Source organism: Massilia sp. CF038 (assembly GCF_900129765.1).
In the GTDB taxonomy this organism is placed as follows: domain Bacteria; phylum Pseudomonadota; class Gammaproteobacteria; order Burkholderiales; family Burkholderiaceae_D; genus Telluria_A.
The window spans coordinates 64,936-88,856 of sequence record NZ_FQWU01000007.1; the positions used below are offsets into that span (position 1 = coordinate 64,936).

31 protein-coding genes and 1 pseudogene are annotated in these 23,921 nt (G+C 59.4%); 12 read left to right on the forward strand and 20 right to left on the reverse strand.

Annotated elements, in window-relative coordinates:
- Positions 1 to 64 precede the first annotated feature (64 nt).
- The 4 genes from BUC24_RS25305 to BUC24_RS25320 all read left to right on the forward strand — a co-directional run bounded on the left by BUC24_RS25305 (position 65) and on the right by BUC24_RS25320 (position 4,680).
- Positions 65 to 1,705, forward strand: a complete 1,641-nt coding sequence (locus tag BUC24_RS25305; RefSeq protein WP_073223340.1) for a M28 family peptidase — start codon at positions 65 to 67, stop codon at positions 1,703 to 1,705.
- A gap of 78 nt (positions 1,706 to 1,783) precedes the next feature.
- Positions 1,784 to 2,593 carry a type 2 periplasmic-binding domain-containing protein gene (locus BUC24_RS25310; protein WP_178372621.1) on the forward strand — a complete coding sequence of 270 codons (810 nt, stop codon included), beginning with the start codon at positions 1,784 to 1,786 and terminating at the stop codon, positions 2,591 to 2,593.
- An 85-nt stretch (positions 2,594 to 2,678) separates the two neighbouring features.
- Entirely contained in the window at positions 2,679 to 4,310 is a 1,632-nt protein-coding gene (locus BUC24_RS25315; protein ID WP_073223344.1) for a M28 family peptidase, read from the forward strand.
- A gap of 109 nt (positions 4,311 to 4,419) precedes the next feature.
- Positions 4,420 to 4,680, forward strand: a complete 261-nt coding sequence (locus BUC24_RS25320; protein ID WP_143167658.1) for a hypothetical protein — start codon at positions 4,420 to 4,422, stop codon at positions 4,678 to 4,680.
- 1 nt (position 4,681) lies between these two features.
- Here BUC24_RS25320 and BUC24_RS25325 read toward each other — a convergent pair whose 3' ends face one another.
- The 3 genes from BUC24_RS25325 to sodC form a co-directional block, all read right to left on the reverse strand.
- Positions 4,682 to 5,431, reverse strand: coding sequence for a L,D-transpeptidase family protein (locus BUC24_RS25325; protein ID WP_073223348.1), 750 nt, complete (start codon positions 5,429 to 5,431; stop codon positions 4,682 to 4,684).
- A gap of 13 nt (positions 5,432 to 5,444) precedes the next feature.
- Positions 5,445 to 6,050: a hypothetical protein gene (locus tag BUC24_RS25330; protein ID WP_073223350.1), complete on the reverse strand. Its 606-nt coding sequence runs from the start codon at positions 6,048 to 6,050 to the stop codon at positions 5,445 to 5,447.
- A 71-nt stretch (positions 6,051 to 6,121) separates the two neighbouring features.
- Positions 6,122 to 6,646, reverse strand: a complete 525-nt coding sequence (gene sodC, locus BUC24_RS25335) for a superoxide dismutase family protein (RefSeq protein ID WP_073223352.1) — start codon at positions 6,644 to 6,646, stop codon at positions 6,122 to 6,124.
- A 132-nt stretch (positions 6,647 to 6,778) separates the two neighbouring features.
- On the opposite strand from sodC, the gene BUC24_RS25340 reads away from it, so the two are divergent.
- From BUC24_RS25340 to BUC24_RS25350, 3 genes are read left to right on the forward strand one after another with little or no spacing between them, the layout of a single operon-like run.
- On the forward strand, positions 6,779 to 7,165 hold the full coding sequence (locus BUC24_RS25340) for a hypothetical protein (RefSeq protein ID WP_073223353.1): 387 nt from the start codon (positions 6,779 to 6,781) through the stop codon (positions 7,163 to 7,165).
- Positions 7,162 to 7,356: a helix-turn-helix transcriptional regulator gene (locus tag BUC24_RS25345; protein ID WP_073223355.1), complete on the forward strand. Its 195-nt coding sequence runs from the start codon at positions 7,162 to 7,164 to the stop codon at positions 7,354 to 7,356. Before BUC24_RS25340 ends, BUC24_RS25345 begins: the two co-directional genes overlap by 4 nt.
- A 19-nt stretch (positions 7,357 to 7,375) precedes the next feature.
- On the forward strand, positions 7,376 to 8,314 hold the full coding sequence (locus BUC24_RS25350; protein ID WP_073223357.1) for an alpha/beta fold hydrolase: 939 nt from the start codon (positions 7,376 to 7,378) through the stop codon (positions 8,312 to 8,314).
- Positions 8,315 to 8,320: 6 nt separating this feature from the next.
- On the opposite strand, the gene BUC24_RS25355 is transcribed toward BUC24_RS25350, so the two are convergent.
- The 3 genes from BUC24_RS25355 to BUC24_RS25365 all read right to left on the reverse strand — a co-directional run bounded on the left by BUC24_RS25355 (position 8,321) and on the right by BUC24_RS25365 (position 10,224).
- A complete protein-coding gene (locus BUC24_RS25355; protein ID WP_073223359.1) occupies positions 8,321 to 8,878 on the reverse strand; it encodes a DUF4166 domain-containing protein in 558 nt (185 codons plus the stop codon).
- Complete coding sequence (locus BUC24_RS25360; protein WP_073223361.1) at positions 8,875 to 9,666, reverse strand: CPBP family intramembrane glutamic endopeptidase; 792 nt, start codon at positions 9,664 to 9,666, stop codon at positions 8,875 to 8,877. Before BUC24_RS25360 ends, BUC24_RS25355 begins: the two co-directional genes overlap by 4 nt.
- Before the next feature lie 90 nt (positions 9,667 to 9,756).
- Complete coding sequence (locus BUC24_RS25365) at positions 9,757 to 10,224, reverse strand: hypothetical protein (protein WP_143167659.1); 468 nt, start codon at positions 10,222 to 10,224, stop codon at positions 9,757 to 9,759.
- Between the two features lie 116 nt (positions 10,225 to 10,340).
- Here BUC24_RS25365 and BUC24_RS25370 point away from each other — a divergent pair, with 116 nt between their 5' ends.
- Complete coding sequence (locus tag BUC24_RS25370) at positions 10,341 to 11,888, forward strand: carboxylesterase/lipase family protein (protein WP_083599155.1); 1,548 nt, start codon at positions 10,341 to 10,343, stop codon at positions 11,886 to 11,888.
- Here BUC24_RS25370 and BUC24_RS25375 read toward each other — a convergent pair whose 3' ends face one another.
- Genes BUC24_RS25375 through BUC24_RS25390 form a run of 4 tightly spaced genes read right to left on the reverse strand, consistent with a single transcriptional unit; the run spans position 11,889 to position 13,787 of the window.
- On the reverse strand, positions 11,889 to 12,260 hold the full coding sequence (locus tag BUC24_RS25375) for a hypothetical protein (protein WP_143167660.1): 372 nt from the start codon (positions 12,258 to 12,260) through the stop codon (positions 11,889 to 11,891). It abuts the gene before it with no gap.
- Between the two features lie 26 nt (positions 12,261 to 12,286).
- Positions 12,287 to 12,643: a bleomycin resistance protein gene (locus tag BUC24_RS25380; RefSeq protein ID WP_073223365.1), complete on the reverse strand. Its 357-nt coding sequence runs from the start codon at positions 12,641 to 12,643 to the stop codon at positions 12,287 to 12,289.
- A gap of 20 nt (positions 12,644 to 12,663) precedes the next feature.
- Positions 12,664 to 13,011 (reverse strand): hypothetical protein, encoded by a 348-nt coding sequence (locus tag BUC24_RS25385; RefSeq protein ID WP_073223366.1) that lies wholly within the window; start codon positions 13,009 to 13,011, stop codon positions 12,664 to 12,666.
- A 32-nt stretch (positions 13,012 to 13,043) separates the two neighbouring features.
- Positions 13,044 to 13,787, reverse strand: coding sequence for an NUDIX hydrolase (locus BUC24_RS25390; RefSeq protein WP_073223368.1), 744 nt, complete (start codon positions 13,785 to 13,787; stop codon positions 13,044 to 13,046).
- Between the two features lie 142 nt (positions 13,788 to 13,929).
- Here BUC24_RS25390 and BUC24_RS25395 point away from each other — a divergent pair, with 142 nt between their 5' ends.
- Positions 13,930 to 14,484: a 2OG-Fe(II) oxygenase gene (locus BUC24_RS25395; protein ID WP_073223369.1), complete on the forward strand. Its 555-nt coding sequence runs from the start codon at positions 13,930 to 13,932 to the stop codon at positions 14,482 to 14,484.
- Positions 14,485 to 14,541: 57 nt separating this feature from the next.
- A complete protein-coding gene (locus BUC24_RS25400; RefSeq protein WP_073223371.1) occupies positions 14,542 to 15,171 on the forward strand; it encodes a DUF4291 domain-containing protein in 630 nt (209 codons plus the stop codon).
- On the opposite strand, the gene BUC24_RS25405 is transcribed toward BUC24_RS25400, so the two are convergent.
- Positions 15,168 to 15,713 (reverse strand): acyl carrier protein phosphodiesterase, encoded by a 546-nt coding sequence (locus BUC24_RS25405; RefSeq protein WP_218606543.1) that lies wholly within the window; start codon positions 15,711 to 15,713, stop codon positions 15,168 to 15,170. The two genes, BUC24_RS25400 and BUC24_RS25405, sit on opposite strands and share 4 nt — an antisense overlap.
- Before the next feature lie 194 nt (positions 15,714 to 15,907).
- On the opposite strand from BUC24_RS25405, the gene BUC24_RS25410 reads away from it, so the two are divergent.
- Positions 15,908 to 16,582, forward strand: coding sequence for an ankyrin repeat domain-containing protein (locus tag BUC24_RS25410; protein ID WP_083599156.1), 675 nt, complete (start codon positions 15,908 to 15,910; stop codon positions 16,580 to 16,582).
- 232 nt (positions 16,583 to 16,814) lie between these two features.
- On the opposite strand, the gene BUC24_RS26790 is transcribed toward BUC24_RS25410, so the two are convergent.
- From BUC24_RS26790 to BUC24_RS25420, 3 genes are all read right to left on the reverse strand, one after another.
- Positions 16,815 to 17,093 carry a hypothetical protein gene (locus BUC24_RS26790; RefSeq protein WP_143167661.1) on the reverse strand — a complete coding sequence of 93 codons (279 nt, stop codon included), beginning with the start codon at positions 17,091 to 17,093 and terminating at the stop codon, positions 16,815 to 16,817.
- A gap of 166 nt (positions 17,094 to 17,259) precedes the next feature.
- Entirely contained in the window at positions 17,260 to 17,673 is a 414-nt protein-coding gene (locus BUC24_RS25415; RefSeq protein ID WP_073223376.1) for a GFA family protein, read from the reverse strand.
- A complete protein-coding gene (locus BUC24_RS25420; RefSeq protein ID WP_073223377.1) occupies positions 17,666 to 18,076 on the reverse strand; it encodes a DUF4259 domain-containing protein in 411 nt (136 codons plus the stop codon). The genes BUC24_RS25415 and BUC24_RS25420 overlap by 8 nt, the downstream gene beginning before the upstream one ends.
- A 57-nt stretch (positions 18,077 to 18,133) precedes the next feature.
- Between BUC24_RS25420 and BUC24_RS25425 the strand changes: the two genes are divergently transcribed.
- Entirely contained in the window at positions 18,134 to 18,517 is a 384-nt protein-coding gene (locus BUC24_RS25425; protein ID WP_229448804.1) for a DUF1801 domain-containing protein, read from the forward strand.
- Positions 18,518 to 18,604: 87 nt separating this feature from the next.
- On the opposite strand, the gene BUC24_RS27050 is transcribed toward BUC24_RS25425, so the two are convergent.
- The 6 genes and pseudogenes from BUC24_RS27050 to BUC24_RS25450 all read right to left on the reverse strand — a co-directional run bounded on the left by BUC24_RS27050 (position 18,605) and on the right by BUC24_RS25450 (position 23,914).
- Positions 18,605 to 18,775, reverse strand: a complete 171-nt coding sequence (locus BUC24_RS27050; protein ID WP_178372622.1) for a hypothetical protein — start codon at positions 18,773 to 18,775, stop codon at positions 18,605 to 18,607.
- A complete protein-coding gene (locus BUC24_RS25430; RefSeq protein ID WP_073223379.1) occupies positions 18,754 to 19,350 on the reverse strand; it encodes a hypothetical protein in 597 nt (198 codons plus the stop codon). Before BUC24_RS25430 ends, BUC24_RS27050 begins: the two co-directional genes overlap by 22 nt.
- 4 nt (positions 19,351 to 19,354) lie before the next feature.
- Complete coding sequence (locus tag BUC24_RS25435; RefSeq protein WP_073223381.1) at positions 19,355 to 19,804, reverse strand: DUF3592 domain-containing protein; 450 nt, start codon at positions 19,802 to 19,804, stop codon at positions 19,355 to 19,357.
- Positions 19,805 to 20,083: 279 nt separating this feature from the next.
- Positions 20,084 to 20,698: pseudogene (locus BUC24_RS25440) on the reverse strand (hypothetical protein); the annotation flags it as partial.
- A gap of 44 nt (positions 20,699 to 20,742) precedes the next feature.
- Entirely contained in the window at positions 20,743 to 21,513 is a 771-nt protein-coding gene (locus BUC24_RS25445) for a TraB/GumN family protein (RefSeq protein ID WP_073223384.1), read from the reverse strand.
- A 187-nt stretch (positions 21,514 to 21,700) separates the two neighbouring features.
- Positions 21,701 to 23,914, reverse strand: a complete 2,214-nt coding sequence (locus BUC24_RS25450; protein WP_073223385.1) for a hypothetical protein — start codon at positions 23,912 to 23,914, stop codon at positions 21,701 to 21,703.
- Between the last annotated feature and the right edge of the window lie 7 nt (positions 23,915 to 23,921).

The window sequence follows — 23,921 nt, forward strand, 5'->3', positions numbered from 1 at the left end:
GCGCCGCTTGCCTCATTAGAACGACGCCGCGGCGCCAGCACGCAGGCGCTACCGGGACGACCTGATGTCAACCTTGCCCCACCAGCTGGAACGATCCAGCCTGGCGGGTCTGGCCATTGCCACGCTTGTGCTGGCTGGCCTGGCCTGGCTTTCTCTGCAAACTGCGCCCCTACCCGAACCACGGACTGCCAGCGCAGCGCCCGCCCAGTTTTCCGCCCTGCGCGCGCTGCGGACGGTGTCTGGCGGCGCCAAGCAAATCGGGCGCGCCGCGATCGTGGCCCGCTTGCATGAACTGGGCCTGACACCCGACATGCAGACCGGCGCGGCAACGCAAACCGCGCTGACCGTTCCGAGCGTGCGCGCCGCGTCCCGTGCGGCGCTGGCCACGACACACGATGTGTTGGTACGCATCAAGGGCAGCGCGATTGATCGCCGCCGCCGGCCCGCCCTGCTCCTCGCTGTACATTACGACAGGCCGGGTGAGCAGCTCGCTGTGGCCGCCATGCTGGAAACCCTGCGTGCATTGCGTTTTCACGCACCGCAGGAGAACGACATGGTGTTCCTGTTTGCAGGCGCAGACAGGGCGAGGCCGCCAGGTGCGCGGGCATTTGTGCACCAACATCCCTGGGCTAGCACAGTCGGCCTCGTGCTGCAGTTCGATGCGATCGGCAACCGTGGTCCGCTCCTGCTGAGCACAAGCCGCGGCGGCAATGGCGCGCTGATGGACGCCTCGAACGCCGCGCCGCCCCCACCGCCTGGCAACGCCGCGCTGGCCCTTGTGGCTGCGCTCACACCGGATCTTGAACGGTCCGCACCGCCGGACCAGCTTGACTACGCGCGGCTGCAATTTGCCACGCCGGGCGGCGACGCACCCGGCCAGATCGATGCGGCCACCTTGCAGCAGGTGGGTGAGCGCATGCTGGCGCTGGTGCGTCACTTCGGCAGCGTGCCGCTGGCATCGCTCAGGGACGGCGATAGCGTCCACTTCGAGCTGCCGTTGCTGGGCCAGCTCAGCTACAGTGCCCAGTTCGCCTGGCTGCTGACGCTGTTCACCAGTTTCTTGTTCGTGGTGGTGGGCGCGCTGGCAATGCGCCGCTCAGGCATGCCCTTGCGCTCGCTGGGCGTGGGTGCGCTCGTGTTTGTCGCCGTTGCCGCGACGATGGTGCTGATTGCCGTGGGCATGCATCAGCAACTGCTTTTCTTGCGTGCGGGCGAGCTGCCCATGTCCGAGGCGCAAGCTTGGGAGCGCTGGTATCTGCTCGCTTGCATGGCGCTGGGTAGCGCGCTGTTTGCCGCAGCGCAGCGCCAGCTCGTCACGCGCATCGGCTTGCCGGCGACTGTGCTCGGCGCCAAACTCGTGCTGGTACTGACCTTGCTGCTGAGCAGCGCCGTGCTGCCTGGCGTGAGCTACTTGCTGGCATGGCCCTTGCTGGGCGCTCTGTTCGCCTACGGCGCGCTGTATCGCTTGTCTCTGGCAAACGGCGGCGCGCCGGCGCGCCTGCTGATTCTGGCAGCGGGCGGCACACCGGCGCCACTGCTGCTCGCGCCCGCACTCGCGCAGCTGGCCAGCTGGTCAACGCCGCAGCACAGCGCCGTGCTGATGCTGACCATGGCGGCAGCGCTGGCGACGGGCGGCACCTTGCTTGCCAGCTGGTGGTACCGCTGGTCGGCACCGCTGCCCGCTCGCGCCGTGTGTGTGCGCTAGACTGCCGCCCCCAGGATATTGTTGCGATACCAGCACTGCGGTAGTATGGGCTCCATTGCTGCCACCGCCCTTCTCCGCATGCGTCTGCTTGTAGTTGCCTTCGCCCTGCTGTTCTGCACGGCTGCCCCGGCCGCGCCGGTGACGCTGCGCGTGGTCACGCCCGGCCTGCATCCGAGCGCCGCCAGCCACGCCATTTACTTTCCCCGTCTGTTGCGCCTGGCGCTGGAAAAAACCCGGAACGAGGGGCCGTTCGAGATCGTCCAGATCGACCAGCAGCTGACCAGCCCGCGCCAGGCCACCGAGATCAAGAATAACGGCATCATCAACCTGATGTGGGATGGCTCGGATAAACAGCGCGAGGCAGATCTATGGCCGGTGCGGGTGTCGCTGCTGCGCCACTTGCATGATTACCGGCTATTTCTGATCCGCGCTGAAGACCAGCCCCGGTTTTCCGCCATTCGCAGCCTCGACGAGCTGCGCGCGCTGAAGGCAGGCGCTGGCGTGAATTGGCCATCGACGGACATTCTGCGCGCCAATCAGCTGCCGGTTGTCACATCCATCGCCTACGAATATCTGTTCCCGATGCTGCGCGCAAAACGCTTTGACTACCTGCCGCGCGGCGTGTACGAAGCTGCCAACGAAGCGCGCGCCAATCCGGAACAGGCACTGGCCGTGGAACAAACCATTTTCCTGCATTATCACGTGCCGTTCTACTTTTTCGTCAGCAAGGAGAACGCGGCCCTGGGCAAGCGCGTCGAGCGTGGCTTGCGGCGCGCCATCAAGGACGGCAGCTTTCAGCAGCTGTTCAACAGCATCCCCGCTTTTCGCCAGGCCCAGGCCGACATCGACAGCGGCAAGCGCCGCGTGTTCGAGCTGCAGCCACTGTAGCGCCGCGCGGCGCATGGCATACAATGCTCGGGCCGCCTACCCGCGCGCACGGTATTTATCCAACCCGACATTGAAACAGGAACCCATGCAAAAGATGCTTTCCTCCATCACCGTCACGGCACTGGCGACCAGCCTGGCCCTGGCATTTCCGGCACAAGCTGTCGCAGCAGCCAACGCCGCTCCCGTGGTCAAGGAAGCGCCCTTGCGCGCCCATCTGGCCTTCCTCTCGAGCGATGTACTCGAAGGCCGTGGCACCGGCCAGCGCGGCGCCGACCTGACGGTGGCGTATCTCGAGACCCAGGCAATGGCCATCGGACTGCAGCCAGCCAATGGCAGCAGCTATCGCCAGGCGGTCAAGATTGCCGGTGTCAAAGCCGATCCGGCTGCCAGCAGCATTGGTGTGGTGGCCGCGGGCCAGGCGCAGACGCTCGCCTTCGGCAGTGACTGGGTGTGGGGACCGGGCGACGCCAAGGCAGCCCACCAGTTCGATGCGGAGATGGTGTTTGTCGGCTACGGCATCGTGGCGGCCGAAGAAGGATGGAACGATTACAAAGACCTCGACGTCAAAGGTAAAGTCGTGGTGGTGATGGTCAATGATCCGGCGCCCACGGCGGCGGAGCCGGCGCGCTTCAACGGCAAGGGCCTTACTTACTACGGCCGCTGGACCTACAAGTTCGAGGAAGCAGCGCGCCAGGGTGCGGCCGGCGTCCTGCTGATCCATACCGACGCGTCCGCCTCATACGGCTGGAGCGTGGTGCAAAACAGCTGGGTCAACGAAACGTTCCAGCTGTCCGAAGACAAACTGGGCGCCGGCATGCAAGGCTGGCTGACCGACGCCGCCGCACGCAAGCTGTTCACGGCCGCCGGCCAGGATCTCGACGCGCTGCGCGCCGCCGCTGAAGTCAAGGGGTTCAAGCCCGTGGCGCTGAACGCCCGCGTCAAAGGCGAAATGAAGGCGACCGTCCGCAACCTCGAGCAATTCAATGTGGCCGGCATCGTGCCAGGCACCGACCCCAAGCTCAAGAGCGAGCTGGTGGTCTACACCGGTCACTGGGACCATCTCGGCAAGCAGGGCAACGGTGCCGACAATATCTACAACGGCGCGGTGGACAATGCGTCGGGCATCGCGGGCTTGCTGGCAATGGCACAGGAAGCGGTCAAGGCGCCCGCCAAGCGCTCACAAATGTTCCTGTTCGTGGCGGCGGAAGAGCAAGGCTTGCTGGGCAGCGCAGCCTATGCGGCCAACCCCCTGTGGCCGCTGGACAAAACCGCAGCCAACCTGAACCTCGACAGCCTCAATTTCATCGGCACCACGCGCGATATCGACACCCGCGGCGCCGAGCGCAGCGACCTGGGCGACATGGCCGCTGCCTCTGCCAAGAGCATGGGCATGACAGTCACACCAGCCGAACCGGATCTGGCCGGCGGCTATTTCCGCAGCGATCATTTCAGTTTCGCCAAGGCGGGCGTACCTTCGTTCTCGATCAAGGGGGGCAAGGACTACACCAAAGATCCGGACGGGGCCAAGGTCAAGGCGGCAAGCTATCGCGCCAAATACCACCAGGTGGGTGACGAATACGACCCGAGCTGGGATTTATCGGGCATGGTGCAGCAGGCCCAGTTCACCCTGAACCTGGGCCGCAAGATTGCAGACGCGCCGCGCTTGCCTGGCTGGAAACCAGGCGATGCATTCGGCAAAGTACGCGCGGCCAAATAAATACCGCGCCACCGCCGCCCTGCTGCAGGCGGCGGTGCAGTTTTTTCACCGCCTTCAAACTTCCTGCACAATTGCGGCGCATCATGGGTTCACTTTAACAGGAGGAACCATGCGAACCACTTTGATCCTTACCCTCATAGTCAGCAGCGCAGCCGCCATGGCCGCGCCGCCCAATCAGCGGCCCGGTGAGGGCGGCCCCGGCAATGGCGAACAGCGCCGAGGTCCGCCACCGGAAGCACTGGAAGTGTGCAAAGGCAAAGCCCCTGGCACCGCTGTGGAAATGAAAACACCGCGCGGCGATCTGGTGAAAGGCACGTGCAAGCTGGTGATGATTCCCGACCACGACGGCGGCAGGAAGGCGCAACACTAAGCTAGTGCGCTGCCGGTGCGGCGGGAAACTGCCGCAGTTCATCGCGCAGACTGGTGTACAAGGCGCCCGCCCAGGCTGAGCTCAGCTTGGGTGCTAGCGCATGGGGTACCCGAAAATCGGTCGGGCTGACGACGATGCGCACCCGTTCTTTTGTTGCCAGCGCCCCCATGATGAACAAATCTTCGGCGGCCTCGTCGCCCATGGCCAGACAGCCAATCGACACGTCGCTGCCGTGGATCATGATGTCGCCCCCCAAGCGGCTGCGCTGGTCCTGTTGCGCCATGCGGCGGTCGAAGGCATTCGGGTAATCGAGCCGAATTGACAGGTGAAAGCGGCTATTGGGATTGAGCGACTCGGCGCGGTAGACCCCTTCCGGCACCTGCTTGTCACCTTCCATCAGTTTTGGCCCGGGCATACCGCTGGCGCGCAAGACCGGATACTGCTTTACGAAGCGCCAGGCTGCATCGCCCTGATTGCGCGCATAAACTTGCAGTACGCGCTGGTCCTTGAACGCGAGGTAGGCCAGGTCTTGCGGTGGATAGGCCACGCCTGCGGCGCGGAAGTGCGGCTGCATGCGGCTTTGCACGAGCGGGCCGAACTCGTTGAGGCGCTCGGCGATGGTGTAGCCGCCCCGTGCTTTTCCCTGCACAAATTTGACAGCGTTACTGGCTGGCTGGTTCAACCTGATCGTTACGCCAGCCACCAGGGCGGCGGTGGCAAGGGCCAGGAGGAGCGCGGTGGTTTTCTTCACCTTGGAATCACTTTCATTTAGGGCAGGTTTGCCAGCGTGTCTTGATGCCGTCCTTGAACACGTCACGGCCGCCGGTCAGGCTGTTGGACTCTTTGAATGCACACATATTGCCCACCTTGCTTACACGGGTGCCGTCGGCCAGCACCAGCTCTTCGATGCGGGCAGGGCCCCGTTCGCGAAACGCACTGGCCATGGCCGCCTCCAGCCTGGGTGTCTGCGCCCTGATACTGCGCGCCCCCGGGTCCGGACTTTGTATGCGTATGGCGCGGTCAATCCTGCCCAGATCGGCACGCGCGCGCTGCAGGATGTCGTGGGCGCTTGGTGCTGCCGGTGCCTGATCGACTGGCGGCGCGGGAATCAGCACCATGGCTGGCGGCGATTCTGGCACTGCGCGCACAGGCTTGGGCTGGCGCGGCACGCTCTTGCTGTTGCGTACCGGAGAAGGAAGGCTGACCACCGGCGCCGGCGCAGGCGCGACAGGGCGCACAAAGGTGATCTGCAGCGGGGTGGCGGCAGTGCGGACATCGTCCAGCCGCGTGCGCTGCGGCAGCAGCCAGATTGCAAGAATGTGGAACGCCAGAATCAGCACAAAGGCCGCCTGGCGGCCAGTGGCCGTCATGCGGCTTGCTTAGCGAAAATCATCTATCGATTATAGCAAGCCAACTTATCCAAAATTCAATACATACCCGACTATTTAATGACTGCGCATGCCATGCGGGCACCACCACCACCCAGCGGCATGGGATGGTCAGAATGGTTGTCGCCACCGACGTGAATCATTAAGGCCTTGCCGCTCAGTTCAGCCAGTTTCAGGCGCGGCGCCAGCACCGCCAGCGTCGCATTGCCTTTGGCATCGACGACCAGCGGCGGCAAGTCGCCACGGTGGCCGCTGCCCCAGGGCAGGCCGTGCTGCTTGCTGTTATCGGGATCGTAGTGTCCGCCCGCGGCCAGCGCTGGCACCGGTTTGCCATCTTTCATGTCAGGGCCGCAATTGCCTTTTTCGTGCACGTGGAAGCCGTGGATGCCAGGTTCTAGGCCGTTCAGGGCCGGTGTGAACACCACGCCATACGCCGTTTCTTCGATGGTCACCGTGCCCAGCGCTGCACCGGCACCGGTGGCAGTGGCCACCTTCATGTCGAGCGACTGCGGCGGGGCTGCCGCGATCGAAGTGGAACAGGCCAAGGCGGCGCATGCAGCGGCAAATAAGATCTTCATCGCAATTCTCCTGACAATAAGCTGGGAGAACGATGGTAGCACCCGCGTTCAAAAATACTTGTAAAGTTTCCTTGACATTGCGAATTCGCCTGACTACCATGTCAAGCATACTTTACACACAGGAGAAATGCAATGCGCGAAAAGGAAGCCTACCGGCTGTATCACATTGAATTGTTTTCAGGGCTGGCGATTTATACCGTGCTGCTGGTGGTGGCGCTGCGTTACAGCGCGGCCCTGCCCGAAGGCATGTTGCGCATCGCGCTGATGGTGAGCCCGATGATTGGCTTCGGCCTGGGCGTGCGCGCCATTGCACGCCAGCTGGCCCGCAGCGACGAATATATTCGGCTGCGCACGCTGGAGGCGGTCGCCATTGCCGCCGCCGTGACGGCCGGCCTGACCTTTACCTACGGCTTTCTGGAAAACACGGGCATGCCGAGGTTATCGATGTTCACGGTCTGGCCCCTGATGGGCGCAGTGTGGGGTGTGGTGGTGATTCTGCGCCGCGTGCTGAACCGATGAAAAACACCGTCCGCGAATTGCGCGCCGAACGGGGCTGGAGCCAGGCTCACCTGGCCGACCTGCTGGAAGTGTCGCGCCAGACCATCAATGCGATCGAGACCGGCAAGTACGACCCCAGTCTGCCGCTGGCGTTCAGTATTGCCCGGCTGTTTGCCCAGCCGATCGAAGCGATTTTTTCCGATTCAAAATAAGACCACCCAAGGAGACTGTATGCACCGCACCATCTTGATTGCCGCCATGCTCGCCCTGTTCGCACCGCTGTCTGGCATCGCCACTGAAGCGATCCCGCCAGTGACTGCCAGCGCCAGCGCTAAGTCAGCGGAAAAATTTACCGTTGGCCCCATGCTGGTCGAACGCCACGGCAGCACCGGCAGTCCGATGATTCTCATTCCCGGCCTGTCCAGCGGCCCTTACGTGTGGGACGATCTGGTGCGCGAATTCGGCAAGGAACATGTGCTCTATCTGGTCACGCTGCCAGGCTTTCACGGTCAGAGCGCCGTGGGCGGCGACCTGGTTGCTGGCGTCGATACCTGGTTGGGCGAATTGATTGCGACCCGCAAACTCGTCAAACCAATTCTTGTCGGTCACAGCCTGGGCGCCACGTTCTCGTTTGCCTATGCAGAAAATCATGCTGAGCAAATCGGCGGCGTGATCGCCATTGACGGCCTGCCAGTCATGCCGGGCACAGAGAATTTGCAGCTGGCACAGCGCCCCGCCATGGCCAACGGCATGCGCGCGCGCATGGCCGGCGTCACCCGCGACAGCTTTGCAGCGCAGCAGAAGTCGTTCATGCATAGCCCGTTCGGGGTGATGGACAGTGCCAATGCCGACCGTCTCGCCGCCAGCAGCGCGCTCAGCGATCCCGCCGCCGTGACCGAATACATGGCACAAGTCGTGGCGCTTGACCTGCGCAGCGGCTTGCCGAAGATTCGCGTGCCGGTGTTGATGATTGCGCCGTTTCACGAGGCGGACATGATCGCTGCCGGCATGCCCATGCGCGCGGCCGACAAGGCTGCGTACTACAAAGGCTTGCTGGCAGGTACGCCGAAGCTGCAGGTGGTGACGGTGTCGCCAGCGCGGCATTTCGCCATGATCGATCAGCCGCAACAAGTGCGTGAGGCCATTCGCGCGTATCTGAAAGCGCAGTAAGCGGTCCTAGGCGGCCTCGTCAAGCGACAGTGCCAGCGTACCGGCATACGCAAACGCGAAGCCGAGCAGCGGCAGCGACATGCACACCGCAAACCGGTAGCCGCTGCCCTCAACGCACTTGCTGGCGATCAGGCGGGGCAGACACCAGGCTGGCAGCGGCAGGCCACGAATGCGGCTGTCGCGGTGCTGCCAGTGCCAGCCGCCGTCGACAATGTCCACGCCTAGCCGCAACGCCACTGGCCCGGTCTGTTCGAGCCAGTGGCCTGTTGGATAGTGCCCGACCGGAAGAAATAGCGAACTGAAGCTCGACTGCCCATCGAAGCTGCGCTCCCAGTGCAGCACGCCATCGCGGGCATGGATCGCGACGCGGAGATGATGGTCCGCACCGGACGTGGGCACGCCTGTGCGGTGCGCGATGCGCCGTCCCAGCATGCCTGCAAGACCGCTGCCGAAGCGGATCTGAACCGGGCCCGACAGCACGCCACCAGTGCGGTGCAAGCGCTGCAGCAAGGGATGCAGTTGCTGGAAAGCGGTGCCGAACCAGTGCTCGACAATGTCGCTCATTTGGCCGGCAACACGCGCCGCAGCACGTACATACCCGCGCCCGCCAACAGGAAACAGGCAGCCAGGGTGAACGCGGCGTTGCCGCTGATGGCTGCATCGGCCCATTCTGCCCCGGTTAATCCAATTGCCAGCAGCAAGCTGTTGTAGACCGCGTGCAGCACGATGCAAGGCACGAGCGATTTGGTGCGTTGATACAGCCAGGCCAGGAACAGACCCAGAATGAAGGCGGCCGTGAATTGGTACACGTTCATGTGGGCGGCGCCGAAAATGGCTGCCGAAGCAAAAATTGAAATCCAGCGCGGATATTGCAACAGGAAGCTGCGCAAGATGATGCCGCGAAACAGCATCTCTTCAAGAACCGGCGCCAGCAGGCAGGTGATGATGATGGAACCGACGCTGCCCGACCCCATCTCCTTGAACATGTCCATCTGGGATGGCGACAGGGGAAACAGCCGGACCACGATCTCGAGCAGAAAGCCGACCACCATGATCAGGGCCGGCACCGTCAGCAGGATGGCCGGCACTATCAGCGCCAGCGATGCGCCAGCCTGGGACGCCGATGAGTGAAACAGTTCGCGGTAGCTCAGCCCCTTGTATTCCATGAGGAAGGTGAAAATCAGCCCATTGCTGACGATCATCATCATCCCCGCGATATCACGGGGTTCCAGCCCCATCGCGCCGCGCATATCGTACATGGCGCTGCCGATGATGTACTCGACCAGCATCAGCGCCGCCATCAGCATCACGCCTTCTAAGGCGTTGGGAAACTTTTCGTTTTTTTCGATCATGTGCGTGCGAGTCGATTCATGCAAATATGGAAATGATAGTTGCCATTTTACAGCAGCAGTTTCCTGCTTCCGACGCGCGAATGCCAAGCCTCATTGTGCTTTTTCTGTCGCCTCCGCTTGCAGCAAATGGTAGGCGGCGACGGCGCGCCACAGAACAACGATGGCGACTGCCCAGCCGAGTATCAGCGGATTGAGGAGGATAAAACAAATGACCGTCACGCCCCAGCCGGACCGTTGCAAGCCCGCGCTCTGCAATTTGTACTGGATGATGCAGGCGCTCCACATCAGCACCAAATAGTTGAGTGCGATGGCAAGTCCAAGATGTCTAAGGTCACCGCTGAAGAAGGGGCGCACCGCCATGAACTGGTCCCATACAAGGACCAGCGAAATCAGATACAAGCTAAAACAAGCGCCAAAAACGCAGAGATAAGGCGTCAGACCGAGCTGTGCCCAGGTTGGCAAGGCGCGCCGGGAAAAGAGGGCCTGTTTGCTAACTGACACTTGGCCGTTCGCACGGTTTTGCGCCAGCCGGTCTGCCAGCGTGGGGGTGATCGACATGAGATCCTTGGAATGCATTGGACAAGAGCTGCCGTGTTCATTATATTTGAACAACATTGGCAGCAGGGCAGAATCTGTCCTTGGCCGTAATGCGCAAATCGTCCTGGAGGTGACTGATGTTTCGCGTGCCGAACCGGAGTGCCTTGCCGCTCTTGACCTTGCTGGCCCTGCCGCTTGCCAGCCTTGCCCAGACAGGCGTGATTGACACCGGCAGCGGCCCGGTGCAAGGCGTACTGCAGAACGAGATCGCAATCTTTCGCGGCCTGCCCTTTGCGGCCCCGCCAGTGGGCGCGCTGCGCTGGGAAGCGCCCCAGCCGCCCGCGCCATGGACCGCGGTGCGCGAGGCGGGAACGTCCCGCCCCGCTTGCTACCAGAAGCCTGGTCTGTCACTGGAAGGGGGCGGCGACCCCGGTCAGCTCTCTGAAGATTGTCTCTATCTGAACGTGTTCAGCAAGAACCCCGATCCGGCTGCCAGGATGCCTGTCATGGTCTGGATCCATGGTGGTGCGCTGATCTTCGGGGCCGGCAGTTTGCCGCTGTACGACGGCAGTGCGCTGGCGCGCCGTGGTGCGGTCGTCGTGACCATCAATTACCGCCTGGGCCCATTGGGCTTTTTTGCCCATCCTGCCCTGGAGCGTCAGCGGCCTGGCGGTTCGGTCAATTTCGGCCTGCTCGACCAGATAGCGGCGCTGCAGTGGGTACAGAAGAACATTGCCGCCTTTGGCGGCGATCCGGCCAGAGTGACCGTGTTTGGCCAGTCGGCAGGCGCGCAGAGTGTGCTGGCCTTGATGGCCTCGCCGCTGGCAAAGAATTTGTTCAGTGGCGCCATTGCGCAAAGCCCGTACGGCGTTCCCAGCAATAAGCGTGCGAAAGCGCTCGCCAGCGGCAATGCTGTTGCCAGCGCGCTTGGCTTGCCTGGCGCGCAAACCAGCGTCGCCGCACTGAAGGCGATCCCGGCCGAACGCCTGGCGGCCCTGGAGGGCAAGGGCTTGTCGCTGGCGCCCGGCTTTATTGTCGGCGATGCCGCGGTACCGGTCCCCATCTTGCAAGCGTTTCAGCAAGGCCGCGAAGCGAAGGTGCCGCTTATCATTGGCAATACCAGCAATGATGCCAGCGTCGCGCTGGCCTTTGGCATCGACCCGGCGGACCTGATCAAGCAGTTGGGCAAGGCACGTGTGCTGGTCAAGCCGCTGTATCCCGGCGTCAATGATGATCGCCAATTGGGGCGGGAAGTCGCGCGCGATGTCGTGTTCAGCGCGTTTGCGCGCCGCATCGCTTATCTGCACAGCAAAACGTCGCCCACCTGGCGCTACTATTTTAGTCACGGCGCCACCGCCTCACCAAACGCCGATGGTGTTGGCCACGGCGGTGAGGTGCCATTCGTGATGGGTACGACCGCCGCGTGCGATTGTCTTGGCGGTCCTGCCACGGCGGCTGATCTGGCGGTGGAACAACGCGTGGGGAACCGCTGGTTTCAGTTCGCGGCCAGTAAAAAACCGGACGGCGCGATCGGGTGGGAACAGGATGGCCGCCTGCGCGCCATGGCGCTTGAAATCGGCACCGAAGACAGCTTGCGCCCCGCATTCATGCGGGCGCGGCTCGATGCCTTTATTACGGGCTTGAATATTGCAGCCGCACGGGCCAGCAGGAAGCCGGCAGATTAATCACACGACCGTCCCTGCGGCGATGACGGGCCAATATGCGGCAATCGCGGTCAACAAAAACACCAGCAAGGCGCCGGCCATACCGAACCAGCCGCCTTGTCTTGGGCCGCGCACAAGGGCCATCAGCAGCACCAGCACTGGCAGCAGCCAATAGCCGGAGTGGTATTGCATGACCAGCCGCGTGAGCAGCGGCTGATCCATGCCAAAACCCGATTGCACTTCCTGAAAAGCGGGCAGCACATGCGGTGGAGCCCAGGCCACAAAAACCGACAGGGCCAACCCGACGAAAAAAATTAAGCAGGTAAGAAGAATGCGCGGTACGCGCGAGGATGCGGACGTCGCTGACGACGTAGGCTGCATGGATGGGGACATGGGAATTTTCAGGTTGGTAGGGTGCGTTATTGTTCTTGTGCGAAGCGCAGCCGGTTGCCGTCCGGATCAGTGAGCACGAACTCGATTGTGTCCCAGGGCGTCGGCGTCGGCGGCTGATCGGCCACCACACCCTTGCTGGCGAAGTCGGCATAGCAAGCCAGGGCATCCGGTATTAACAAGTAAACCGCGCCCCCGACCTGGCAATCGCCTGCATGCTCGGTCAAAAACAAGGTCTGGCCGGCGCGCGTTATTTGCAGGAACAGCGGGAAGCCAGGTTCGAATTGGTGCTCCCAATCGACAGTAAAACCTAAGCCATCGATATAGAAAGCGCGGCTGCGCTTGGCATTGGTAATGCGCAGTTGTGGGATCACGGTTTGGGTCATTACGTCTTTCAGTTCAAAGCTTAGCTGCGACATTTGATGGGCATATCCCTGGCAGGCGCACCGACGCACTCCCATACCGGTTTTCCCGAATTGACCGACAGGGTTAACACGAGCATGCGTCCGTTGTTCCCGCCTTTTAACAAAATCAGCCCCCGTTTATCAGCCCTGTATAGGGTGACTTTGCTATCCTTGAATTCGGGCTGAGAAATCGCTTCATTTTTTTCGATCGCGCGCTGAACTGGTTCGAGTTGGGCCAGCCACGCAACCGTCTCCGCGCGCGCGCGGAAATCGGTATACAAGGGGGCGAACACCGCACACACGGCAACTACCGCCAAGGTGCTTACAACACCTTTGAGATACGACTTCATGTCTTCCTTTCTGCTTGAGACAAGCCGCGCGCTTAGATGGGTGCGGCCATCGCCCGATTGAAATACACCAGGGGCCGGTCTTGCCGGATGCGGTAAATCTGCGCTGGCCGGTTGCTGCCGTGGCGCTGTTTGCCCGCTACGGGCTCCAGAAAGTCGCCTTCCTTGATCCGCTTGCGGAAAGCACTCTTGTCTACCTGGCGGCCCAGAATAAGTTCAAATACCTGCTGCAAATCGGAGAGGGTAAATTCGGGGGCCAGCAAGTGCACGGGCAGCGACGTATATTCGACCTTGCTGCGCAGGCGTTGCAAGGCGGTTTCAATAATCACAGCGTGATCAAAGGCCAGATCGACTGCCTCGCTCAGGCCCGCCACAGGCTGCCACACGGCAGCGGTGCTGCCGCTTCCCGGCACCAGTTGCACGTCTGCCGAATCGATCAGCGCGAAATAGGCAAATGTTGCGGACCAGCCCCGTGGATCGCGGGTCGCACTGCCGAAGCCCTGCAATTGCTCGATGTAAGGCGCGGCCACGCCCGTCTTTTCGCGCAGCTTGCGTAATGCCGTGGCGTCGAGATCGGCATCCTGACGCATATCGATAAATCCGCCTGGCAGCGCCCACTTGCCCTTGGACGGGTGTTCGCCACGCTCAATCAACAGCACATGCAGGGCTTGATCGCGCAAAGTGAAAATCACCAGATCGACACTGGTCAGGGGCACGTCGAAGTCGTGGATATTGTAGGTGCGCAGGAATTCCTGTTCGCTTGCCGCCTTCTTTTGCATGTTCGCTCTCGCTACGTCAGGCTTGGATTGTACGTCCATCAGCGAGTTAATGGCAATTGAGAACTAAGTTAGTTGTGATTAAACACTAAGTAGAATATGATTTGGGCAGCAATCGCTTTTTCATCTAATTACGGTATTTGATATGACCACCGCCTTGCACGTCACCCGGCTCGATTCCGGCGTCATCACAATCGAAAATTTTCTTACGGCGGCCGAGTGCCAGCGCTATATCGACCATGGCGAGACGATCGGTTACGTACCGTCTGAAGTCAATCTGCCGGGCGGCTCGCGCCGTGCCGAGGAAATCCGCAACAATGACCGCGTCCTTTACGATGACCCGACACTGGCAAGCCGCTTGTTCGAGCGCGCCCGTCCGCTATTGCCCGAACAGATAGGCGATTGCCGGCTGCATGGATTTAACGAGCGTATGCGTTTCTATCGTTACGGGCCGAACGAGTACTTCAAATGGCATCGGGACGGTTCATTCGCGCCCTCGCCCGAGGTGGCCAGTTTGCTTACCTTCATGATCTATCTGAATGACGGCTTCGAAGGCGGGGACACCGAGTTCAAATCCGGGGTCGTCACACCGGCGGCCGGCATGGCCTTGATTTTTCCGCACCGTTTGCTGCATCAGGGCGCGGCAGTGTGCAGCGGGACCAAATATGTACTGCGTACGGATGTCATGTACAGGCAATAAAAACTGGTGCGCTCGATAAGTAAGCGCCCTTACAACTAACACCAAACAAGAACAAACATGAGGAACACAATACAAGCACAACACGAAATTCGCGCCGTCTACGACGCCACCACGATCCGCGTGTACCAGGCTTATTCCGACCCAATCGCGGACACTGCGCTGGCGCAGGGCACCTTCGTCGCACCACCATTTTCGATGTCACGCATGACCTGGATAAAGCCCTCTTTTCTGTGGATGATGTACCGGGCCGGATGGGGATTGAAGGATCAAGGCCAGAAGCGCATTCTCGCCATCGACATCACGCGCGAAGGATTTGAATGGGCGCTGGCAAACAGCTGCCTCAGCCACCCGGATGCAGCACTCACGGCGGCGCAATGGAAGACCATGAAGGCGGCCGCGCCAGTTCGAATTCAATGGGATCCGGAGCGTGATTTGCAGCTGCAGCGGCTCGATTACCGCGCGATCCAGATTGGCATTTCTGGCGAAGCTGTCAAGCGCTATGTGCACGACTGGATTTGCAAGATCGAGGATGTAACCCCGCTGGCGCATGCGGTTCATGCCCTTGTGCTGGACGGCCGGTTCGATGAAGCGCAAGCGCTCTTGCCGTTGGAACGCAGCTACCCCTGGGATCCACGATTCTGGCTAGGCGAGGGCCACACTGAGAACGACTCCCCGATGAACGCCTAGCCGCCTGATTGCGCGCGCGTCTGATTCGTAAACGCGATGAGTTGCGGGAAAAAGGCATGGAAGCCGGATGCCAGCGCTTCGTAGTTGGCCGCCAGGTCGTCCAGGCCAGCGCACATCAGGTCCCCATTTTTCGACAAGCGCGTCGACATCCGGCGAATGGCAATTTCCACGCCTGCGTATTGAACATATGAGCCCAGCCAATCCTGCCTGATCATGTAGGGTGCTGCCTGGGCCAGCCGGGGTGGCAATATATCGATGTTACGCTGGAGCGTCATGTAAAACTGATCGATAAATGGCGCCATCGGCACTTCGGCATACTGTGCCCAGTTGGCCGCCAGCAGATGGTCGTAGAACACGTCGAGCAAAATGCCGGCAAAGCGCCGGCTGGGACCTGGAAACAGCGTCTTGGCATGCAACACAAGCGGGTGGCTGTCGGTGAAAGCGTCCACCTTCCGGTGAATCACAATTTCCCTTTCCACTTCAGCACTGAACGCAAGAGCGCTGTGTGGTTTGACGAAATCACCCAGCAACGCGCCCAGCATGGCGTCGTCGCTGTAACGAGCTAGAAATATGTGCGCCAGGTAGTTCAATCGCGGTGCTCCCTTGCCATCAGCGTCGCGCCGATTGATTCTATTCTGACTGGTGACTTGGAAGACATATCAGCCAGTATAGAGTAAGAGCGGCACGGCAAGGATTGCTGCTGATGTCGTCTCGCGGCTTGACAAGCCGCTCATGAATGCCTACCTTGCCGACGAGAACTGGAGAAAATATGAGCAACTTAATTCAAAGCGCGCGCTTCATCGTTCTGGCCGCCATGGTGGCCTGCACCACGTCCGCGCTTGCCGCACCGCAGGATGCGCTGATTGGCGCCTGGTGCTTTTATGAGCAGAGCGATGGCGGCAATACGGTCAAGGAAAAAGTGGATATCACGTTTATGCCAGATCGCAGCTACGTCTGGCGCGAAGGCGAATTCGAACAGACAGGCGGCTGGACGCTGTCCGATCAAGTGCTGGAAATGAGCAAAGTCGGGAAACACACTGTGGTGCACCTCGGCGCGAGCGAGATGGAACTCAAGCGCGGCAGCACCATGCGCTTCAAGAAGGGCCAGTGCAGCAAAGCGTCATTCGGCGATCAGGACATCACGCAGTTCCACAATGCCGCCTCGACCGGCGACCTGGGGATGCTCCAGACTTATCTGAGTAAAAAGATAGGCACCGACGTCACCGACTTGAGCCGTGGCGATACCGCCTTGATCAAGGCCGCCAAGTTTTGCCAGGTGGCTGCGGCTCAACTGCTGCTGAAACACGGCGCCGCGCTCAATATCAGAAATGAAGAAGGAAAAACCGCGCTTGACTATGCCAGGTCCAGTTCTTTCCATAAAGGCTGCGATGCGCTGGTTAAAGTACTTTAATTGATAGCGGGGACGCGAGGAAAGCGCTGCACTGCGCAGCATTGGTTCCGGCACAAACGCAGCCCTTCAAGGCCTGCCGAATTTTTCCGCGAACAGGTGCAGCAGTATCAAGTAGAGTGCGGCGAGAGCGAATCGCATCGGATCGCGGAAAATGTCTGGAAAGTAGCCCGACACCGCGCCGAGCACGGCAACGCCAATGAGATAGATATAGAATTACTTCATGTTGCCCCGCCTACTGCTGTCGCTTGTAGCCGAGCACGATGGGCGTAAAAAAGGCAGCAACAAAGATGGTCAAACTGGCGGCATTGCGGATCAGACTGTCGCCAAGCAGTTGTTCAATCTCCCAAATCACTCCCAGTGCGCCTATGCACAATAGCATTGCCAGCGCGTACACCAACCAGGCGCCGGTATAAGGTGGCCCGGCAGCTTGATTTCTTCGGCTATACACAATGGAGACGCCGCAAGATCCGCCGGCAAGCAACCACAAGAACATCAGCGCCACTGTCAACATGCTGCGAACTTTCTGAATTCAAGACCACGCGCCATCAGCGGCTATCGGCGGTCGATTAACTTTATCGCAATCATGTTAATCGAAAATCATTGTTCAGAAATAAATTATTTGCATGATGCATAGGCGCCCAGGGAGAAGCAAACTGCTCCAGACGCCACCTGTACGGTTAGCCGGGATCGGTATCGAAGCTTTTGAGCGCGTTTGGCAATGCCACCCAAGGGTGCCGCCGGCAATCGTAGACCGAGACGCTGGGCGCAGGAAAAGCCGGATCGGCGAAGGCGCCCACTGCGACCGATACAGAGCTGTCCACGCCCTCTTCCGTATGAAAAAGATTGCTGCCGCACAGAGGACAAAACCGGAACCGGAACAGTGCGCCCTGATCGCCACGGCGCAAATACTCGGTGGCCGTACCCTCGACGTGATACGGCGGGGCGAAGCGGGCCAGCGCCGCAAACACGCTGCCAGTGCGGCGCTGACATGCCAGACAGTGACACACGCCCACGCCGAGTGGCTCGCCTTCGACCTCGATACGCAGCTGGCCGCACTGGCACGATGCACTGCGCGTGATAGCCTCAGTCATGCATGGCCAGCCGCAAGACGGTCAGGGTTTGCTGCCAGGCGGCGAAATGGTCTGAATCGGCCCATAGCTCATTTAGCTCGGAATCGTCGCCGCCAATCCGCGTGAGAGCATGCATTGCTTTTTGCCGCAGCGCCGGGGACAGCACTGGCTTGACCCGCTCAATCCAGCTGTCTGCCGCTTCGCTATATGCGTTGGACGGAAAGCCTCGGCCCAGAGTGCGGGCCATGACATCGACTGCGGCAATGGCCTCGGTAGCAAGATCGGAATCGAGATAGTCGTCCCCGGCTTCTAGCACCGCGTCAAGCGCGTGCTCGACGTAGGCCAGGTCCTCGCTGTCGTGCAGGCCGTAGGCCCAGTCTGCCGCAGTGTCATTGCCGAAAGGTTCGTGTGACCATGCGCCCATGCTGCCTTGCTCCCTGAAGGTTTAATATTCGCATACCGCAGTTCCCAGTGTATATGAATGGCGGTGATTTCGATCCGCGGTTTTCTGAGGGGGAGCATGCACGCGTTTTCCGATCCAGCTGTGAAGGCCATCTTTGACGGGATGCCGGCGCCGGCCCGCGCACGGCTGCTGCAACTGCGCGCGCTCATTTTCACGACAGCGGCTGCGCTGGAGCATGTCGGCCCGCTGCAGGAGACATTGAAATGGGGCGAACCGGCGTATCTGACGGCGGTCAGCAAAAGCGGCAGCACCATCCGGCTTGGCTGGAACAGCAAGATGCCAGCACGGTACGCCCTGTACTTCAATTGTCAGACAGATTTGATTGCTTCGTTCCGGCTTGCGCTGCCGGATGAATTTCATTACGAGGGCAATCGCGCCATCGTCTTTGACGTCGCGGACTAACTTCACGAGGATGCCGTGAGTATGTGTCTGGCTGCTGCGCTGACTTATCACACAAGGAAGCGCTGAGCCGTTTGCAGCGCGTGAGGTCTATTGCCGTGCGCGGCGCGCGTCCCGCGCCAGAAGAAACCAGCTCCAGCCTTCGCAAGCGAGGATCAGCGGTACCGCTTCGACGAGCAGCAGGCCGGGCCAGAATTCGCCGATGAATGATCTGAAAAGCAGGGCAGCACTGCCACCCATCAACAGCAACTGGACTGCCATGGGCACCAGCAGCGGTCCCCAGGTTCTTGGCACGGCTCCGCGATAAAGATAGTTGAAAACCGTTGTACTGAGTGGATCAGCAGCAGGAACGCAGTGGCGGCACTGCCCCAATAAGCGAGCTGGGACAATCGATCGGACCAGTATGCCTTGCGCGCCGCCGATTCGAATTGGAAACGCAGCGCTGCAATCGCCGCTGGCGAGGCGTCGGGGCCAATCTTGCTCACTGTCGCCACCACGTTGGCACCGATCCAGTCCAGAGGGTCCTCGTTACTGGCTCCCCAGTATGCCTGCGTCATTTTTAACTCAAAAATTCCGGCCGATCCGACTGGTCGATCTTTCGCGACAAGTTCAGCGGCGCGGGCCAGGACGCGGGTATCAATTGCTTCGACTTGCTGGTGGCGCGCGCAAGCGCTGAACGCGGCGACATCGCGCACGCTGAACATCTCGACGCACTGTTCGGCATCGCATGCAAAGAAAAAGCGGTTATCCATTGCACGACATGAGGTCGCACGGGCACCGCCGAGGACGCCAAGGCACAGCGCGAAGAAAAGGAGGATGCGGAATCGGGTCATCATGTCGTCACGACGATATCTGAAGCAAAGCCTGGACGCCCATGCCAATGAGAATGCATGGAACGATGGGAGGGACAAACGACCCGCCGGTCAGCCCGGGCAGCAACACGGCTCGGGCCGGCTGCGCAGGATCGACGTAGACGGTGCAAGGATGACCGATCCGCAGATGTTCCAGATGCAGTTGTGCATCTGCCTTTTCGCCGAAACTGCTCACGGAACCGAAACGTAGCCTGGAGGCGCAGAACTCCTGGCCGTTGATACGGTAGGCGTAGGTGACCGTCGCATGGTAGCGGCCTTGGTCGCCGTCGTCCGGCTCGAGGTCCACTTCGCGAAAGACGCCTTCCACTTGCTGCCAACGCTTGCTCCTGACGGCCAGCATCATTTCGCGCAGGCATAGGAGCATTGCCACCGAGCCCAGTGACACGAGAAAGATTCCCACCGTCGTTTGAATTTCCATTATTTCGGACAGTCCTTGCTCAGCGCATGGGACCAATTTCCCAGATTCCGCCAGATGTTAAAGAAAGTTCAAGACTATCGGCAAAGAATGATCCAATGTCTAGCGATAAAAGACATGGATTCTGTGACACCGTGCCCACCGCTTTCAAAGATCATCGCGCCTCTTCAGGTAGTCCCTATCCATTGCAATGTTCCCCCGGCGCATTCAGTCAGCTTCAACCCCAAAAAAACGGCACCGGGATTGCTCCTCGGTGCCGTTTTCATGTGCGTGACTGGCGAATTACGCTTCGTCGCCGCCGTGGTTCTGAATCGCGGTGCTGTCTTCGAGCGATTGCAGGTCAGCCCACATCGATGCTTTCTCCGCATCGAGCAGTGCCTTGCGCTCTTCGACTTCCCACGCTTCTTTTTCCTTCTTGGCGCGATGGAAGGCCAGACCGGTACCGCCAGGAATCAGGCGGCCGACAATGACGTTTTCCTTCAGGCCGCGCAGCGAATCGCGCTTGCCCATGATCGCCGCTTCGGTCAGCACGCGGGTGGTTTCCTGGAACGATGCGGCCGAGATGAACGAATCGGTCGACAGCGATGCCTTGGTAATACCCAGCAGTACGTTCTCGTAGGTCGCAGGGATCTTGCCCAGAGCGATCACGCGGTCGTTTTCGTCCAGCAGTTCCGAACGCTCGACCTGTTCGCCGACGATGTAGTTGGCATCGCCAGCTTCCACGATTTGCACACGGCGCAGCATCTGCGCCTGACCATCTTTGACCATGATCAGCGCGCCAACCTGGAAGCCGATCGCTACCGAGTGCTCGGTACCGGCGATCTTGACTTCTTCGCCAGCTTCGTTCAACAGCTTGACCGGTGGACATAGGGTCTTGGTCAGCTGACCGCGATGCTTCTTGCTAGTTCAATGGAATTCGGTCTTCTTCAGACTTTCGTGCATTAATCGCCGGCGTAGATGCACTCGTAACCCTCCTTTGCCAACAGCTGCGGCACGCTGTCGACTCCCACCATATGGAGGGCTCCGACAATAACGATGGATTTTTTATTCGATCTTGCAAGCCGGAGGAGACCTTTTCTCCAAGCATAGTTCCGACCACCAAGAGCGGCCCCGTAGGACTTGGGCATCAAACCAATGGACTTCGTAGAAAGCCGGGCAAAGGCTCGCAAGTCGCTGCACTGCCATGCTCCTACTAAAGCTTCAATTTCGGCCAAACATTCGTCCGTATGCTGAGCAATTCGAGCAAGAAAAAATTCTTGCTCCCGCACTGGGGCATTCGCAAATGGCATTAGACCAGCACTAAGTGATTCAAGAAAAAAAAGGGATTTCTTCTTTTGCTTTGCTATCTCTAGCACTTTGCGGTCTATCCCATTGGTCGACGTAAATCCCCGCTGCGAAGACAATTTATTCATCAGCACAAATGCAATCCACCATGGGAAATGCCCATCGAAGTCATCTTCGCTACAATCGAGGCGGGTCCAAAGCGACTTCGCATCGTCGTACAGATCTTCGTTTATATTGCCTCGGAGCTGGGCGCCGGCCGGATAGCGGGTAAACGCGAGCTCAAGCGCCGCATCGAAATTCGCTTCAAACGCGAAAACGTTCGCCGCGTCAATCGATCGCTGTGCCGCCTCTGACAGTGTCAACGGAATGTTCGAAACATGAACCGACCCCAATATGGTTAATGACGAGTTTGGGACGGTCCAAAGCATGATACCCCTTCTTCGTAGCTAGACTTTATTTGTCCGCGTAGAATGCTCCACAATTCGCTAGACTGCCAAACGCAGTGGAATCTTAGGTGGCAAGGCCGTGCGAGAGCGTATCTCGCTCATTTAACACCCCGTCGTACGTTCAGCAGTTCGCCGGTTATTTCGTGCTTAACGACATTTAAGACGGACCTTAAGAGTATCCCAATTCGCTAAGCTTTTCGGCATACAATTTCGCCCCCCACCGCTGCATTGGAATTTCGAAAATCTTTTCCGAAATCAACGATAGTCCAATCCCGCCGAGCAGGAGTTGGATACCGATCAAGACAAGATTCGCATAGGATTGCAATTCTATTCGGAGCGAGGGAACCAGGAACTTATCTGCCAAGGCAAGTAGGAGCATCGCGCTCAGCGACGAAACTGCGCCGCCAATTCGTAGCATTTTCATCCGACGGTCTACAAACCGTGTCGCGATCGCAATCGCTTGATTCTTCTTGGCCGCGCTGTCGACAATTGCGTTGGATGCGACCTCCGTCAGAGCAGCAATGCTTGCCTCCATTGCGGCGAGCTTGCCGGCCTGCGCCGCAGCAACTATTCTTTGCTCTTCGACTTGCTGCGTGAGCGCAACCGTTTCCTGTTGCAATTTCACTTCAGTTATTTGTTTGGCTTCGTTATCAAGTGCGGCTTGCTGCAACTGGTCCTGAAGTTTTGCAAGTTCCTCCGCACTGGCTTCAACCTGCATTGCGAGGTCAGCCACTTGCGCGCCGTAATGGGCATCTTTTTCTTTCGATACCGTTTCCGCAGCACGACGTTGGGCCTCGGAAAAAATTTCTTCGACATTATTCGCTGTTATTACGTCGAGATTTCCCAAAGTCACTTCCATCAAAAACTGCGATGCCCGTTCATTTGTCATCAGCGCCTCAAAGTGGAGGGCCTTCTCTGCATCTAGCTCCGCAAGGAACCGCTTTGTCCGTGCGATGAGTTCGGGGCGCGAGCGCAGAGCGACCGCGCAGTTCGCGAGAAGTCTCGCAGTCGTGGGTGAATTCGCGGCACGCCCCCCCGATATCAGCCAACACAAGCCTGCAGCATACCTATCAGTCATTATCGGTACTAGTTCTCCTCGATTCACAAAGCCATTGTCTCGGAGGAAAGAGGCCGACCGACGCTGAACGCTAGAATTACTGGTAACGAAGACATACTTGCAGCTGGCGATGTTTCCGATTGAAGTATGGCTGCCGCCCAGCCGACGCATTGTCTCTGCGACAGACTTCGCGTCGCGTTCACTTGTTAGATAGCGATCGACAATATTGGTACGGATTCGTCGAATAAGTTCAACCTCGTCCTCCTCGGTGAAATTCTTGTAGAACTGCACGGCAGTCTCTTGAATCAATTCGAAGTTATGTTTTTGCTGCCAGCTATGTGCAATTCGGCCCCGCATTGTCTCAAAGAACGCTCTATATGTAGGGCTCGACATTCGTGCGACAGTAGGGCCGTATGCGTGTCCCAGTTGGCGCGCAGTGTCAATTGCATGTAAGACAGATTCTGCCTCCTCAATTGAATGCTGAAACGCTGCAATTTTCATCCCAGACTGTGACAACTGTTCGATAAGGGATACAGCCGCGTCATGCTGTTGTTTCGAAGACAGGTCCAAATATGATAGGAGAATCGGGGTATCAATAACTGCAGTCGTGGAAGTCAGGCGTGGCACCGAAGTCGGGGCCTGCAAATCGAGCACGAGTTCCAAGCCTAACGCGCCATCCGCAACCTCTGAAAGGACCTTGAGCCAGTCCGCATTTTTAGCCTGAAGATGTCCAATATATGACGCCACAAGCGCATCAAGTGCGGCCTCACTGCTCAACTGCTGACTCAACGCCCGTGCTTCTTTCGCCGCGGGACCGAGTAGAGTGGTTGTACCCTGTCCTTCTACAATCAATGGTCGCGCCCGCAACGAAGAGAAATCCAACGTGCATAACCGCCGAAGAAAACCGCCGATCAAATCATCCTGTGATATGTGCATTGAAGTTACTACTAAACGATTAGTCGCATGTGCGACGAAATCATCAATAATTCCCTGAAAAAGCGTTTCATCCTTCTCATCCTCAGAATCACTTTCAGGCACCGGAGCGTATATCGCTCGGCTGAGCCCAGCACCGCCTTCCTCAATAGTTAAGATCCCCGCACTAGCCAACCTCGAAGTGAAGTCCTCGAGTGCGGAAGCGGGGAGCGAAATGCCATATGCTTTAGCAAGTCGCTCTGCGAGGTTTGCCGCGTCGTATATTTGCCCCGTAAGATCTGATATTAACGGACGAATTAGAACCGCGACGCCCCCTAATAAATCTGTCTGGACTAAATCGCCGCAGTGGCGCAATAGTGCGAATGCAATTACGGGGCGACTTAGATTGGCCATTTGTTAT

Bases quoted from the DNA above. Each gene is read 5' to 3' on its own strand.
- BUC24_RS25305 (WP_073223340.1), top strand. From the start codon at position 65: ATGTCAACCTTGCCCCACCAGCTGGAACGATCCAGCCTGGCGGGTCTG.
- BUC24_RS25310 (WP_178372621.1), top strand. From the start codon at position 1,784: ATGCGTCTGCTTGTAGTTGCCTTCGCCCTGCTGTTCTGCACGGCTGCC.
- BUC24_RS25315 (WP_073223344.1), top strand. From the start codon at position 2,679: ATGCAAAAGATGCTTTCCTCCATCACCGTCACGGCACTGGCGACCAGC.
- BUC24_RS25320 (WP_143167658.1), top strand. From the start codon at position 4,420: ATGCGAACCACTTTGATCCTTACCCTCATAGTCAGCAGCGCAGCCGCC.
- BUC24_RS25330 (WP_073223350.1), bottom strand. From the start codon at position 6,050: ATGACGGCCACTGGCCGCCAGGCGGCCTTTGTGCTGATTCTGGCGTTC.
- sodC (WP_073223352.1), bottom strand. From the start codon at position 6,646: ATGAAGATCTTATTTGCCGCTGCATGCGCCGCCTTGGCCTGTTCCACT.
- BUC24_RS25340 (WP_073223353.1), top strand. From the start codon at position 6,779: ATGCGCGAAAAGGAAGCCTACCGGCTGTATCACATTGAATTGTTTTCA.
- BUC24_RS25345 (WP_073223355.1), top strand. From the start codon at position 7,162: ATGAAAAACACCGTCCGCGAATTGCGCGCCGAACGGGGCTGGAGCCAG.
- BUC24_RS25350 (WP_073223357.1), top strand. From the start codon at position 7,376: ATGCACCGCACCATCTTGATTGCCGCCATGCTCGCCCTGTTCGCACCG.
- BUC24_RS25355 (WP_073223359.1), bottom strand. From the start codon at position 8,878: ATGAGCGACATTGTCGAGCACTGGTTCGGCACCGCTTTCCAGCAACTG.
- BUC24_RS25360 (WP_073223361.1), bottom strand. From the start codon at position 9,666: ATGATCGAAAAAAACGAAAAGTTTCCCAACGCCTTAGAAGGCGTGATG.
- BUC24_RS25365 (WP_143167659.1), bottom strand. From the start codon at position 10,224: ATGTCGATCACCCCCACGCTGGCAGACCGGCTGGCGCAAAACCGTGCG.
- BUC24_RS25370 (WP_083599155.1), top strand. From the start codon at position 10,341: ATGTTTCGCGTGCCGAACCGGAGTGCCTTGCCGCTCTTGACCTTGCTG.
- BUC24_RS25375 (WP_143167660.1), bottom strand. From the start codon at position 12,260: ATGTCCCCATCCATGCAGCCTACGTCGTCAGCGACGTCCGCATCCTCG.
- BUC24_RS25380 (WP_073223365.1), bottom strand. From the start codon at position 12,643: ATGACCCAAACCGTGATCCCACAACTGCGCATTACCAATGCCAAGCGC.
- BUC24_RS25385 (WP_073223366.1), bottom strand. From the start codon at position 13,011: ATGAAGTCGTATCTCAAAGGTGTTGTAAGCACCTTGGCGGTAGTTGCC.
- BUC24_RS25390 (WP_073223368.1), bottom strand. From the start codon at position 13,787: ATGCAAAAGAAGGCGGCAAGCGAACAGGAATTCCTGCGCACCTACAAT.
- BUC24_RS25395 (WP_073223369.1), top strand. From the start codon at position 13,930: ATGACCACCGCCTTGCACGTCACCCGGCTCGATTCCGGCGTCATCACA.
- BUC24_RS25400 (WP_073223371.1), top strand. From the start codon at position 14,542: ATGAGGAACACAATACAAGCACAACACGAAATTCGCGCCGTCTACGAC.
- BUC24_RS25405 (WP_218606543.1), bottom strand. From the start codon at position 15,713: ATGCTGGGCGCGTTGCTGGGTGATTTCGTCAAACCACACAGCGCTCTT.
- BUC24_RS25410 (WP_083599156.1), top strand. From the start codon at position 15,908: ATGCCTACCTTGCCGACGAGAACTGGAGAAAATATGAGCAACTTAATT.
- BUC24_RS26790 (WP_143167661.1), bottom strand. From the start codon at position 17,093: ATGTTGACAGTGGCGCTGATGTTCTTGTGGTTGCTTGCCGGCGGATCT.
- BUC24_RS25415 (WP_073223376.1), bottom strand. From the start codon at position 17,673: ATGACTGAGGCTATCACGCGCAGTGCATCGTGCCAGTGCGGCCAGCTG.
- BUC24_RS25420 (WP_073223377.1), bottom strand. From the start codon at position 18,076: ATGGGCGCATGGTCACACGAACCTTTCGGCAATGACACTGCGGCAGAC.
- BUC24_RS25425 (WP_229448804.1), top strand. From the start codon at position 18,134: ATGGCGGTGATTTCGATCCGCGGTTTTCTGAGGGGGAGCATGCACGCG.
- BUC24_RS27050 (WP_178372622.1), bottom strand. From the start codon at position 18,775: ATGGCAGTCCAGTTGCTGTTGATGGGTGGCAGTGCTGCCCTGCTTTTC.
- BUC24_RS25430 (WP_073223379.1), bottom strand. From the start codon at position 19,350: ATGATGACCCGATTCCGCATCCTCCTTTTCTTCGCGCTGTGCCTTGGC.
- BUC24_RS25435 (WP_073223381.1), bottom strand. From the start codon at position 19,804: ATGGAAATTCAAACGACGGTGGGAATCTTTCTCGTGTCACTGGGCTCG.
- BUC24_RS25445 (WP_073223384.1), bottom strand. From the start codon at position 21,513: ATGCTTTGGACCGTCCCAAACTCGTCATTAACCATATTGGGGTCGGTT.
- BUC24_RS25450 (WP_073223385.1), bottom strand. From the start codon at position 23,914: ATGGCCAATCTAAGTCGCCCCGTAATTGCATTCGCACTATTGCGCCAC.